This is a genomic window from Ochrobactrum sp. MYb379, assembly GCF_037479515.1.
In the GTDB taxonomy this organism is placed as follows: Bacteria; Pseudomonadota; Alphaproteobacteria; order Rhizobiales; family Rhizobiaceae; genus Brucella.
Genome location: NZ_JBBGYW010000006.1, coordinates 37,087 through 49,146 on the forward strand (window position 1 = coordinate 37,087; position 12,060 = coordinate 49,146).

Sequence of the window (12,060 nt, forward strand, 5' to 3'; positions counted from 1 at the left end):
GTTTTTAAGTTTACACAAACGTCATTGTCCGTTCATTGCTGTGTCATTGAATGGATCGATAGTGAGCATGAATGGAGATTAATTCATGCTTCGACTGGAAGGCGTAACGCGCCGCTATAATGATAAGGTGGCGGTTTCGGGCGTTGACCTTGAGATTGAACCGGGCACGTTTGTTGGAATTATTGGGCGCTCGGGTGCTGGTAAGTCGACGCTGTTGCGGATGATTAATCGTCTTGTTGAGCCTTCTGAGGGAACAATTCACTGGGATGGTCGCGACGTTACCGGACTGAAAGGTTCGGGGCTGCGCGATTGGCGCGCACAATGCGCGATGATTTTTCAGCATTTCAATCTGGTTGATCGTCTTGATGTTTTGACTAACGTCCTTATGGGTCGCCTGAACTATGTTTCGACGCCAAAATCGCTTCTTCGCATCTGGAGTGACGAGGAGCGCCTGATCGCGCTTTCTGCTCTGCAACAGTTCGATATTGCGCATCTTGCAGCGCATCGCGCAGACGAGCTTTCAGGTGGTCAGCAGCAGCGCGTGGCGATTGCCCGTGCGCTTGTTCAACAACCGCGCATCATTCTCGCAGATGAGCCGATTGCATCACTCGATCCGCGTAACACTCGCAGCGTTATGGATGCGCTGCGTCGCATCAACCGCGAATATGGCATCACGGTGCTCTGCAATCTGCACTCACTCGATATTGCGCGCAGCTATTGCGACCGCCTTGTTGGCATGTCTGCTGGAAAGATCGTCTTCCGCGGCACGCCGTCGATGTTGACCGATATGGCGTCACGCGACCTTTACGGCATGGAAGCCGATGATGTCATCGATAGCGATGAGCAGGCTGAAACAATGCCAATGCCAGTTCCGCAGTCGGCTGAAGCCATGCTGCGCCAAATTTCCGCCTGAGCGAATAAAGCTTCGGAAAAACACCTTACTAAAATCGGGGATTAACAGGAGATACCTATGCTTAACCGTAGAAACTTTCTCGCGGCTGCTGCACTCACTGCGACGCTGACCTTGCCAATGCTCGCTTCCACAGCTCAGGCTGCTGACTGGAGCAAGGACTACCCAGAAATCGTTCTGGGTGTGATCCCAGCCGAAAACGCTTCCACCACTTCGGACCGTTACGCGCCGCTCGCTGCTTATCTCGGCAAGGAACTCGGCACGAAGGTTACGCTGCGCGTTGCAAATGACTATGCAGCCGTGATCGAAGGCCAGCGCGCTGGCAACATTCAGGTCGCATTCTATGGCCCTGCTTCTTATGCCCGCGCTGTGATGACTGGCGTTGAAACCACTCCTATGGTCAATCAGCGCCACAACACCGGCGTTAACGGCTATTATTCGGTTGTCTATGTTCTCAACGACAGCCCATACAAGACCATGGACGACCTTAAGGGCAAGTCAATCGCTCTGGTTGATCCAAACTCGACTTCAGGCAACAACGCACCGCGCTTCTTCCTGAACCGCGATGGCTATAGCGTTGATACGTTCTTTGGTAAGAACTTCTTTGCTGGCAGCCATGAAAACGCAGTGCTTGCACTTGCACAGGGCACAGCAGACGCTGCAGCAAACTCATGGAACTCGGAAGACGATTCCAACCTGACCCGCATGGTCAGCCGCGGCGTTCTGAAGGATGCCAATGGCAAGGTCATGACCAAGGATGACTTCCGCGTTATCTTCAAGTCCGACTTCCTGCCCGAAGGCCCATTTGCGGTCCTCGATAGCTTGCCAGAACAGCTGCAGGTCGACATCAAGCAGGCTTTCCTTGATATGCCTAAGAAAGACAAAGCAGGCTTTGATGCCCTTTCTGACGGTAAAGATATTGAGTTCGTCGGAACTGAAGCCAAGGAATACGAGCCAATCATCGAGATGCTCAAGTTCAACGACAAGGCTCGCAAGTCTTAATCTATAGAGCAATTGAAATGCCCGGAACGTATCTCGTTCCGGGCATTTTTTTAGAGCGCGTGCCAAACAGTGAGAACCCGTTTTCGGGATGGATGCGCGTTAAACAGACAGTTAGAGCGCCGATCTGATTTCATCTGATCGAAATGCGCTCTGAAGGAATCTCGCATGACGGTATCCTCACTCGACGGCAACGGCGTAAAAAACCTGCTTGCCGATTATCGCAGGGAAGTCGGTAAACGACGTCTCTACGGTATGTGGTTGCTCTTCGCTCTTGTCGTTATCGCCATTGCTGCTTCAGTTGTTGCCGATGTTCGGCCCGGCACATTGGCCGAAAATCTCTTCCGCTTTACGAATTATCTTGGGCGTATCCTGCCTGAACTCACCATTGCCAATTTCGGGGCCGATATGGCCAATTGGTATTGGAACCTCGGCGGCTGGCTCAAGATGCTGTTCGAGACGTTGCTGATTGCTTATCTCGCCACGCTTATTGGTGGTGTGATCGCTTTTGCGGCATGTTTTGCCGCGTCATCGAATATGGCACCCAATTCGAAGGTTCGGTTTGTTGTTCGTCGTGGTTTGGAATTGCTGCGGACGGTTCCTGAAATCGTTTTCGCTTTGCTGTTCGTTATTGCCTTTGGTCTTGGGCCGATGGCGGGTGTGCTGGCGCTGATGCTTCATACAACGGGTGCGCTGGGCAAGCTGTTCTCCGAAGTTGTTGAGAACATTGATATGCGTCCGGTGGAAGGCATTCGCGCTTCGGGCGGCTCTGGTTTTCAGGTGATCCGCTTTGCTGTGCTGCCGCAAGTGGCCGCAAATTTTGCTTCCTATGGCTTGCTGCGCTTTGAAATCAATGTGCGCGGCGCTTCGGTGATGGGCTTTGTGGGCGCTGGTGGTATCGGTCAGGAACTCATCACCTCGATCCGCCAATTCTATTACAGCGATGTCAGCGCCATTCTGCTGCTGATTATCGTGACCATCGTTATCATCGACCTGATTACCCAGCGCATCCGCCATACGCTTTTGGGCCGTGTTGGTTGAGGAGAGAATTATGACCGATATTGCACAAAGTCTCTCCCGCGAAGCACACGCGCATGAAAAAGAACTCCGTGCCGAACATGCCGATTTGTTTGGAAATGCGCGTGCGTGGTGCAATCTGACGATCTTTACCGTAGTAGTAATTGCTTCCGTTTGGTTCGCCTTCTATTGGCTCGATTTCTCGCTGCTGCGTATTCTCAATGGCCTTGGTCGTCTTGGCGATTTTGCATTGATGATGATGCCGCCATCGTCCGGTGGACGCTTCAGCCTTTATCTCTGGTCAATGCTCGAAACTTTAGCGATTGCCTATCTTGGCACATTACTGGCGGCGATCCTTGCTTTCCCATTCGGATTTCTGGCTGCCAGGAATATTATCCCGAATGTGTTCCTGCATTTCGGCATCCGTCGCTTTCTTGATGCTATTCGCGGCGTCGATACGCTGATCTGGGCATTGATCTGGGTGTCGGTTGTGGGACTGGGGCCGTTTGCGGGTATTCTCGCGATTGCCTGTTCGGATTTCGGGGCGTTCGGCAAGTTGTTCTCGGAAGCTATTGAAGGTGCTGACAAAAAGCCGGTCGAGGGTGTTGTTTCTTCGGGCGGAAGTAAGCTGCACGGCTATCGCTTTGGCGTGCTGCCGCAGGTTCTGCCGCTGATCGGTAGCCAAGTGCTTTATTTCTTCGAGTCAAACACTCGTTCAGCGACAATTATCGGTATTGTCGGGGCAGGTGGCATCGGCGCGCATCTGGCAGAGCAGATCAAGGTTCTCAACCTTCAGGATGTTTCCTTCCTGATCCTGATGATCCTGATTGCCGTCGCTGTGATTGACTGGTTCTCATCGAAACTTCGCCATGCGATGATTGGCAAGAAGGCGATGAAATCGGCATAACAGGCCAATAGGCTGGAGCATTCCCACTTTTCGGGATGTGCTTCAGCCTGGATTCTGGACTGTATTATTTTTTGAATTCATCGAAAAAAGATTGCCAATCATCACTTTGTCGGTTCGAAAGCTCAATTGTGCTGAACTGGTCGAGGAATTGATCAAAAGACCAAAACCAGACTAATAGAGCACCTTCACGCCCCCTTTTTCTAAAGCAGCATAAACAGAGCTGGGCGGCGGCTGGTCTGTGATCACCAAATCTATGCCTGATGTCGGCAGGATTGAGAACTTATCTGATTTTTGTAAAGCCGTATGGCTCGCCAGCACGATGAATTGCCTTGTTTGGCGACGTACCACTTGTGCCAATTGCAGATGCCGATCCGACGGCCCGAGCAATCCACGCTGCACGTCAAAACCACTGGCTCCCATGAAAGCTATATCAAATACGCGGCGCGAAATTATTTCCATCGCCTCAAAGCCGAATGAAGCGCGTGAATGTTTGTCAAACTGCCCTCCGCAAAGGGTCAGGTCGGTCTGGCCTCCCATCGACAAGACGATCATGATATCGACCATCAACGATGTGGCGATGATCGGTGGTTCGTGACGCGCCTCCCACGCGGTGGCCAGGGCGGTTGAACCACCACTAAAAAACACAGACATGCCGGGCTTAAGCAGTCCATGTGCAAGTCTCGCAATGCGCTCCTTGGCCTCTCTCTTCCAGTGAAGCCAAATCACGCCTTATTGTTTCTTCCGAAACTGCAAAAATGCCAGCCAGCTCTGCGCATGTTGTATCGCCTAGTCTAATCAGGTGATCACGAATCCGATCTTGCCTGTCCGAGGGGCGGAGTGGTCTTTGTGCCATTTCAAGATTATTCCATTGTTATGTCGTGGCAGACCTACAGATCACACAACACAATAATACGACAAAATTTCACCAAAACGGTCATCAAACGGGCAAATAGCGCAAGAGCCGGTCGAAACTCACAATTCGCATGTCATTCACGCCCGATAGTTTGTGCCCAAAGCGGACACAGGAGTGACGGACATGGTCGAACTTTCAAGGCGCAGTTTTCTGACAGCCTCCGCTGCATTGGCAGCAACAAGCACCTTTGGTATTTCTTCGGCATTTTCCGCCGATGCCAAAATTGAAATCTCCAGCATCTGGGGACCAGACAAGCCATTTCAGAAAGTCGTAGACGCTTTCAACGCATTGAAGACCGGCGTCACGGTCACCAACCGCTTCGACGGCGATTATGAAACAGCAACTGCCAAGGCACTGGCCGGTATCGCTGCAGGCAAGCCACCAGCAATCATGGTAACGGGCTGGAAGTTCGGGTATTTCGCACGTCGTACTCTTGGTGCCCGTGATCTCAACGAGATCAATTCAACCAAAGCAAAGGCCATAATTGCGAACTTCGTTCCTTCGCTGATGCCGCTGGTCACCATCGACGATGCCGTGATTGGCCTGCCATGGGCAATGTCCACGCCGATCACCTTCATCAACAGCGCTCTTTGGGCGGAAGCCGGTCTCGATCCACACCTTCCGGAATATCCGGATACGGACTGGCTCTATAAGGCTGCCCGCACGCTTGATGAAAAGCTCAAGGGCAAACATGCCACCTACCGGTCGGCACTGGCTCTTTCCAACAATGAATGGACCAGCCAGTCCTTCATTCAGAATGCCGGTGGCTACATTATCGATCCCGAAGGCAAGCTTGCGCTTAACAGCGATGAGGCTGCAAAGGGCATGGAACTTTTCTGCCAGCCAGCCCATCAGGGGCTTTGGATTCCCGTCAGCGGCAAAGAGCAGGATGCCGCTTTTGAAGCTGGCGCGCTTGCGATCTGCACCACAAGCTCGACACGCGCTGCCAGTTTCCCGTTTGGGAATGCCAAGGCGATCACCGCGCGTTTCCCTGGCATTCCGGGCCATGGCCGCAACATGAACAGCGGCGGAAACTTCCTCGCTGTTTATGCAAAGAATGACGAGCAGGCCAAGGCTTCGCTTGCGTTTCTTGAATTCTGCGCTTCACCTGAAGGTCAGAAAATTTGGTCGGAAGTTGGTTATCTCAACACATCCGTTCACGACATTCCGCTGATTAACGACTTCATGAAACCTGCCGCGGGTCAGCTTGCCGATGGACTAACTGCCGAAACCATCTGGCCCGGTAAACGTGGGCTTGAAGGCCAGAACATCTGGCGCAAATGGGTATCACGCATGTTGCTGAAAGAAACGGATATCAAATCCGGCCTTAAATCGGCTCATGACGAACTTGCAACCGTGCTGGTGGATGCCTGACGCGCAATGTCGAAACCTCTGTTTGCAAAGCTGGCTCCGTGGATGTTTGCAGGGCCAGCCGTCCTTTCCGTCATTGTTTTCCTTTATGGCCCGATCATTGCCTCCGCGGTTTTGTCGGTTGTTGACTGGAACTTGCTTTCAACCGATGTCAGCTTTGTTGGGCTCGACAATTACAAAAGCCTGTTTGCTGATGCCGATTTCCGGCTCGCAGCCTGGAACACGCTGCTTTATTGCATCATTCTGGTTCCGGCACAGATTATTCTGCCGCTCATCATCGCTGTGATGATTCACGCTGTACAGGGATCAAAGCTGGAGCGCGTCTATCGTGGGGCTTTCTTCCTGCCCACCATATTGGCCTATTCGGTCGCAGGCGTGACATGGTCATGGTTGCTCAACCCGGTCAATGGCCTTTTCAATGAAGTGCTGGTCTGGTTTGGGCTGCCTACTTCGATGTGGCATATGGACCCCGGTCTCGCACTTCTGTCTGTATCGGTCGTCACCTTCTGGAAGAGTTTTGGGCTCAACATGCTGTTGTGGATCGCCGCACTCGCCAATGTTCCGCAATCCTTGCGCGAGGCATCACGGCTGGATGGTGCTGGTGCATGGCGGCGCTTCTTCACCATTGAGCTGCCACTGATTACCCCGACCGCGTTTTTCATTTCGGTCACAACGGTGTTTTCGGTGCTCGACGATATTGTCGGCGTTGTTGACGTTCTGAAGGGCGGCGGACCAGCGGGCAGAAGCTCCAATCTGCTTTATTTCCTCTGGCAGCAAGGCCTGCAGTTCTTCCAGTTTGGCAGAGCAAGTGCAGTCGCCATGATCATTATCGTGGCAGTCCTTCTCGTCACCTGGGCGCAGTTCCGCTTCGGCGAAAAGCGGGTGCATTATCAATGACTGCAAATTCTGTCAGCGCTACGCTTCAGCGTGGCACACTCCATATTCTTCTCATTGTGCTGTCGCTCATCACGCTGTTTCCACTGCTGTGGATGGTGACGTCTGCTTTCACACCCAATGAACTGATTGCGCAAAAGGCGCTGCGGTTCTGGCCCGAGCAGATCACCGTGTCGAACTTCCAGCTTGCAGCGGATCGCTATCCGATCTGGTGGTGGCTGTTTAACTCCGTGGTGACATCGGCGGCCATCACACTGGGCAAGCTCGTCATCAGTCTGCCTGCAGGCTATGCTTTTGCGCGAATGGAGTTTCGTGGAAAAAATTTCATGTTCTGGCTCGTAATCGCTACCATGTCCTTTCCGACCGTTCTCGCAATCATTCCAACTTATATTGCGGTGGTAAAGATACAGGCCTTCGATACCTATTCGGCCATGATCATCCCGTCGATCCCTTATATCGGCTTTTATGTCTTCTATTTCAGACAGTCGTTCCGCTCGCTTCCTGACGAAATGTTCGAAGCGGCGCGCATCGATGGATGCGGTATATGGAAACAGTTCAAGGACGTTGCCATACCCAACGTGCTGCCAGCCATTGCGGCCCTTTCCGTGATTTCTTTCATGGGCGCTTGGAACATCTATCTTTGGGGGCAACTCGTCCTCGAAGACACTAGCCGAAAGACACTCACCACGGGCATTGCTATGTTTGCTGATGTGGATGGTGCTGAAACCCCATGGGGACCACTGATGGCGACCAGCCTGCTTTCCATATTGCCGGTACTTGGCATGTTTCTTCTGGCGCAACGTTACATCGTTGAAGCATTCTCTGCCGGCAAAGGAGAGAAATAATGGCGCGTGTTCTGGTAATCGCACATCTCAACCATGATCGGATATGGGAGCTGGACGGGCCACTCCAATCCGGCTCCCGCGTTTCGTGGGGAAAGCGTGAGACAAGACTTGGCGGCGGCGGGTATTTCACTGGCTCACCATTTTTGGCTCTGGGACATGAGGTGGCGCTGGTTAGCACGCTTGGCAATGATGTGCTCGGTGAAACAGCCCGTTCTGAGCTCTCAGAACTCGGCTTCGACATGCAGCATGTGCTGACACGCGATAGCGGCACTCACATCACCGATATTCTGCTTGAGCCTTCGGGCGAACGCACGATTTTAACACCGAGCCAGGGGGCCATGCGATTGTTCCGGCTTGATGGCGATGTCAAAGCAGATGCTGCCTATATCAATTGTTTCAACCCGGATGCCACAATCCTTAAAACGATCGATTCAATCGGTCTGGTGGCGTCTCAGTTTCCCTTATCTGAGACCTCCGTGCCGCGACCAGCGGATCTCATGATCGGCTCAAAAGGCGACTTTCCGGAATTGGATGACAATGCGCTCTGGCGCAAAGCACAGCACTTCTGCGGTTCACGCCTGAAGCATCTCGTCATGACCGACGGCACGCGTTCTATCACCATTTATGATGGCCAACAGGAACGCATTGTGATGCCCACAAAACGCACCGTCGTCAAAAGCACGATCGGCGCAGGCGATCATTTCAGCGTAAATCTCGTATCCGCGCTGCTTGCGGGAACAGCGATTGACGATTCCGCGCGCAATGCCAGCAAAGCAACCGCTGATTGGCTGGAGCAGAGGGATCTGAAGAAGCAGCAGGCGCTTTAATCCCACATTGGAAACTCAAATTTGAAGATGCAAAGCGCATGACATTTCGCTTTGCGGAAATGGAGAAAAATGGCCGGTATCATCATGAAGGACCTCAAGAAGGTCTATGCTGGTGGAGTAGAAGCCGTTAAAGGCGTATCCATCGATATCCGTGCAGGTGAATTTATCGTTCTGGTGGGTCCGTCAGGCTGCGGAAAATCAACGTTGCTGCGTATGGTTGCTGGTCGTGAGGACATTTCAGGGGGCGAAGTCAGCATTGGCGGACGCATCATAAACGAGGTTGAACCTGCTGATCGTGACATCGCAATGGTTTTCCAGAACTATGCGCTCTATCCGCATATGAGCGTCTATAACAATATGGCTTATGGCCTGCGCAACCGCAAAACACCAAAGGCCGAAATCGAAACACGCGTGGCGGAAGCCGCCCGTATGCTGGAGATCGAACCATTTCTCGATCGCAAACCTAACGCATTGTCGGGCGGTCAGCGCCAGCGCGTTGCCATGGGGCGCGCAATCGTGCGTAAGCCTTCCGCTGTGGATCCGAAACGGATGACTGTGGTCGCAGTCCTTAGTGGAAAAGTGACCTCCTTATTCATTTAAAATGCCCACATTATGTCAATTCTTGCGTTTCACTGTGGCTTAGTGATTCACTGGTCTATCGAACACTGATGAAACAGGGCCGGGCACCACAGCGTAAATCGTGCCTCCTGTCGATCTTTTTCAGCATGCCCAAACTAACTATTGCGGTGAGCTTTGGTTTGCTTGGGGATCAGATCCTGAAGGCGTGAATGGATCGTCATTAGCATAGCTATGTATATCACTCCACATCTTAATCAATGCCATACGTCAGCGCTTCAGATTCACCAGTACATCCATAAGTTCTGAGCCCGTCTGGAACACTTTGGAATTGGCTGTATAACTTCGTTGCGCTTCAATCATATCGGTGAGTTCCTGCGCAATGTCCGCATTCGAATTTTCTAATGCGCCAGTTCTGATCGTGCCGTTGCCGTTGGCGGTTGCCGTGCCAAGAACAACGTCGCCTGACTCAGCGGATGCTGAGAAAACATTGCCGCTGATAACCGTCATTCTGTCGGGGCTTGCGACAGTGGCAACTGCCAGCTGATAACGTGCCAGCATGTCACCGCGTGCCGATCGATCATAGACCACCCCATCCTCGCCAATGACCGTTTCCACTGTCGCACTAGGCGGGTTTCCGTTGAGTTCCGCTGTCGCAATCTGATAGTCGCCAGCGCGCTGTGTGGAAGCTGTCAGATCAAGCAGCATGGTTTGGCCGCCGGGGATGGCTATCTCAACATCACCGCCCTCAAGCAACGTGCCATTCTGGGGATCAAAACGCATGAGCGATGTGGCAAGTGGCGCACTGCCTGCAGTGCCATAGGGGAACCCACCATTGGGTGACGCGTCCGCACGATTGAAGACCGCCACTTCCCAGTTAAAGTCTGTGCCCTTAGTGAAATAGACATCAAGTGTGACAGGCGCCCCCTGATCATCATAAGAAATCAGCGATGTCTTATGAGAATAGGCACTATTCGCAGTGTTTTTAGCGGGAGTTAGCCCGGCTACAGACGGTCTGATGGTTGGGGCAGAAGATGGAAGGTTGAGCGAAGCAAAAACGCCTTCGTTGTCCATGAGGTTTGAATCTGCGACCGACATACTATCGCTGAGGTCAACAGGAAAGATCGCGCCATCAGGCAGTGTGATACTAAGGTCACCACCGCTGATCAGTTCTCCTGTTCCCATATCAAACTTAAGTGTCGTTTGACCGAGTGGAGGGTTGCTAAAAGGAAAACCATTAGGTGGCGTCGCATCCGTTGTGTTGTAGACTGCGACATCCCACGTATCTGCTCCCGTTTTCGCATAATAAAGGTTCAGTGAAACATTATCGGGAAAGCCAGCATATCCTTGCAATGTTATCGAGCCCGTAAAAGCTACGGGTACTGTATTTTGCGAAGGAGGATTGGCAGTGTTTGCAATCACATTGGCAATTGATGGGAAGTTCATGTTGACCTTGAGGCCTGGTGCATTTCCTCCGTTGACAGCTTGCGTGAAAGCAGAAAGATCAAAAACCAAGTGGTTCAGAGGGTCCGTTTCTATCACTGGTTTTGCAGTGAGCAGTTCTCCTGTAGTTGGATCAAAGTCCAACAAAACCGATTGCATTTCGACATTGCCATGCGTGAGATTATACGGAAAACCTGAAGACGCGCCCCCATAGGTGCTTACTATTGTCACTTCCCATTGGTTATCTGCAATCTTGGTATAATAGGTTTCAGTCGTAGTGAGGCCATCAATTTCATCGAATGTGGTTATTTGATTTATGGAATTCCATGCACTGTAAGGGCTGTTTTCCGATGGCGGCACGTTAATGATTGCCTGTCCTACATTCTGACCATTTGCAGGGAGGTTTACAGTGAATGTACCATTCGTTGTCGGTTCAGCAGGAAAGCTGCTCTGACCAAGGGTGATAGGCTGTAAACCTTCAAAACCGTTGCCAGCCCCCGAAAAAGGGTAAGGGTAGCCCATCAGCGTAATACCAGCAACGTTCACCAGTGCGCCGGTTTTGTCGGGCACAAATGAGCCGGCGCGGGTGAGATAAGGCATTCCGCTGGCGTCCTGCACCACGAAAAAGCCTTTTCCATCAAGGGCTATATCTGTGGTTGAACTGGTTGATGTCAGGCCACCCTGCGCACCAATTGCGTGGCGCACATTGGTTAGAACGCTGCCAGAATTATAACTTCCAGCCGTTGATGGCAAAACCAACGAAGAAAACTCTGTGGAAGCGCGTTTGTATCCATTAGTGCTTGCATTCGCAATATTATCTGCGACAGCGCTAAGCCTGTTTGCCTGAGCGTTCATACCTGAAACGCCCGTTCGCATCATTCCATAAAGTCCCATAGTCGTCCCCAATTTGCCCGGGGACGTTGTGCACGACGAATCTTGCGTGAAGCTTAAATTCTTTTTGCCAGACGTTTCATTAATCGTTTGACCGGAGTTAGTTTTACCCGTCAAATTATTTGTTTGAATGTTCGCTATGTTTTGATCTATTTTTTGCTGTCCGGACAAAATCAAAAATTATATCTATTTATAATAATATATAATACAGTATAGGAAATATAAAATAGAAAAATCAATCACATACAAAACCAATAATAAGTGTTGTCGCATAAACCAATAGATGAAGTTTCAATCTTATAAATTTATTTACGGCTTATATAGAAGGTCTATGGAGTATGTCATTAATATTAGGAGCTTCGCTCAGAATAGGAGGCTGCCTGTCAGCGGCCTCCTACGCGGTTTAATGACCTCACCTTCTAATGTATTCCTTCCTATGGCAGCGTAACCTAAACTTTGGCGTAATC

Annotated in this window: 11 protein-coding genes and 2 pseudogenes; 9 read left to right on the forward strand and 4 right to left on the reverse strand. The window is 51.5% G+C overall.

Annotation, left to right across the window (positions count from 1 at the left end; all coding sequences use genetic code 11):
• The first annotated feature begins 85 nt into the window (after positions 1 to 85).
• The 4 genes from phnC to phnE (WH356_RS14210) all read left to right on the forward strand — a co-directional run bounded on the left by phnC (position 86) and on the right by phnE (WH356_RS14210) (position 3,833).
• Positions 86 to 913 (forward strand): phosphonate ABC transporter ATP-binding protein, encoded by an 828-nt coding sequence (phnC, locus tag WH356_RS14195; RefSeq protein ID WP_339511851.1) that lies wholly within the window; start codon positions 86 to 88, stop codon positions 911 to 913.
• A 57-nt stretch (positions 914 to 970) separates the two neighbouring features.
• Entirely contained in the window at positions 971 to 1,912 is a 942-nt protein-coding gene (phnD, locus tag WH356_RS14200) for a phosphonate ABC transporter substrate-binding protein (RefSeq protein ID WP_339511853.1), read from the forward strand.
• Between the two features lie 165 nt (positions 1,913 to 2,077).
• Positions 2,078 to 2,950, forward strand: coding sequence for a phosphonate ABC transporter, permease protein PhnE (gene phnE / locus WH356_RS14205; protein ID WP_339511855.1), 873 nt, complete (start codon positions 2,078 to 2,080; stop codon positions 2,948 to 2,950).
• Positions 2,951 to 2,960: 10 nt separating this feature from the next.
• A complete protein-coding gene (phnE, locus tag WH356_RS14210) occupies positions 2,961 to 3,833 on the forward strand; it encodes a phosphonate ABC transporter, permease protein PhnE (RefSeq protein WP_339511857.1) in 873 nt (290 codons plus the stop codon).
• 171 nt (positions 3,834 to 4,004) lie between these two features.
• Here phnE (WH356_RS14210) and WH356_RS14215 read toward each other — a convergent pair whose 3' ends face one another.
• Positions 4,005 to 4,559 carry a DeoR/GlpR family DNA-binding transcription regulator gene (locus WH356_RS14215; RefSeq protein WP_339511859.1) on the reverse strand — a complete coding sequence of 185 codons (555 nt, stop codon included), beginning with the start codon at positions 4,557 to 4,559 and terminating at the stop codon, positions 4,005 to 4,007.
• Positions 4,492 to 4,686: a DeoR family transcriptional regulator gene (locus WH356_RS24090; protein ID WP_445253675.1), complete on the reverse strand. Its 195-nt coding sequence runs from the start codon at positions 4,684 to 4,686 to the stop codon at positions 4,492 to 4,494. Before WH356_RS24090 ends, WH356_RS14215 begins: the two co-directional genes overlap by 68 nt.
• 183 nt (positions 4,687 to 4,869) lie before the next feature.
• Between WH356_RS24090 and WH356_RS14220 the strand changes: the two genes are divergently transcribed.
• From WH356_RS14220 to WH356_RS14240, 5 genes and pseudogenes are all read left to right on the forward strand, one after another.
• The gene (locus WH356_RS14220) at positions 4,870 to 6,120 is read left to right on the forward strand and encodes an extracellular solute-binding protein (protein WP_339511861.1); all 1,251 of its coding nucleotides are present in this window, start codon (positions 4,870 to 4,872) and stop codon (positions 6,118 to 6,120) included.
• Between the two features lie 6 nt (positions 6,121 to 6,126).
• Positions 6,127 to 7,014 carry a carbohydrate ABC transporter permease gene (locus WH356_RS14225; protein ID WP_339511863.1) on the forward strand — a complete coding sequence of 296 codons (888 nt, stop codon included), beginning with the start codon at positions 6,127 to 6,129 and terminating at the stop codon, positions 7,012 to 7,014.
• The gene (locus WH356_RS14230) at positions 7,011 to 7,856 is read left to right on the forward strand and encodes a carbohydrate ABC transporter permease (RefSeq protein WP_339511865.1); all 846 of its coding nucleotides are present in this window, start codon (positions 7,011 to 7,013) and stop codon (positions 7,854 to 7,856) included. Before WH356_RS14225 ends, WH356_RS14230 begins: the two co-directional genes overlap by 4 nt.
• Positions 7,856 to 8,683: a PfkB family carbohydrate kinase gene (locus tag WH356_RS14235; RefSeq protein ID WP_339511867.1), complete on the forward strand. Its 828-nt coding sequence runs from the start codon at positions 7,856 to 7,858 to the stop codon at positions 8,681 to 8,683. The genes WH356_RS14230 and WH356_RS14235 overlap by 1 nt, the downstream gene beginning before the upstream one ends.
• Positions 8,684 to 8,752: 69 nt before the next feature.
• A pseudogene (locus WH356_RS14240) lies at positions 8,753 to 9,217 on the forward strand (ATP-binding cassette domain-containing protein); the annotation flags it as partial.
• A gap of 312 nt (positions 9,218 to 9,529) precedes the next feature.
• On the opposite strand, the gene WH356_RS24095 reads toward WH356_RS14240, so the two are convergent.
• Positions 9,530 to 10,861, reverse strand: a complete 1,332-nt coding sequence (locus tag WH356_RS24095; RefSeq protein ID WP_445253677.1) for a flagellar hook-basal body complex protein — start codon at positions 10,859 to 10,861, stop codon at positions 9,530 to 9,532.
• Positions 10,862 to 10,963: 102 nt separating this feature from the next.
• Positions 10,964 to 11,596: pseudogene (locus WH356_RS24100) on the reverse strand (flagellar hook-basal body complex protein); the annotation flags it as partial.
• Positions 11,597 to 12,060 lie beyond the last annotated feature (464 nt).

Excerpts from the sequence above, each read along its gene's own strand:
- phnC (WP_339511851.1), top strand. The coding sequence starts at position 86 with ATGCTTCGACTGGAAGGCGTAACGCGCCGCTATAATGATAAGGTGGCG.
- phnD (WP_339511853.1), top strand. The coding sequence starts at position 971 with ATGCTTAACCGTAGAAACTTTCTCGCGGCTGCTGCACTCACTGCGACG.
- phnE (WP_339511855.1), top strand. The coding sequence starts at position 2,078 with ATGACGGTATCCTCACTCGACGGCAACGGCGTAAAAAACCTGCTTGCC.
- phnE (WP_339511857.1), top strand. The coding sequence starts at position 2,961 with ATGACCGATATTGCACAAAGTCTCTCCCGCGAAGCACACGCGCATGAA.
- WH356_RS24090 (WP_445253675.1), bottom strand. The coding sequence starts at position 4,686 with ATGGCACAAAGACCACTCCGCCCCTCGGACAGGCAAGATCGGATTCGT.
- WH356_RS14220 (WP_339511861.1), top strand. The coding sequence starts at position 4,870 with ATGGTCGAACTTTCAAGGCGCAGTTTTCTGACAGCCTCCGCTGCATTG.
- WH356_RS14225 (WP_339511863.1), top strand. The coding sequence starts at position 6,127 with ATGTCGAAACCTCTGTTTGCAAAGCTGGCTCCGTGGATGTTTGCAGGG.
- WH356_RS14230 (WP_339511865.1), top strand. The coding sequence starts at position 7,011 with ATGACTGCAAATTCTGTCAGCGCTACGCTTCAGCGTGGCACACTCCAT.
- WH356_RS14235 (WP_339511867.1), top strand. The coding sequence starts at position 7,856 with ATGGCGCGTGTTCTGGTAATCGCACATCTCAACCATGATCGGATATGG.
- WH356_RS24095 (WP_445253677.1), bottom strand. The coding sequence starts at position 10,861 with ATGCAATCGGTTTTGTTGGACTTTGATCCAACTACAGGAGAACTGCTC.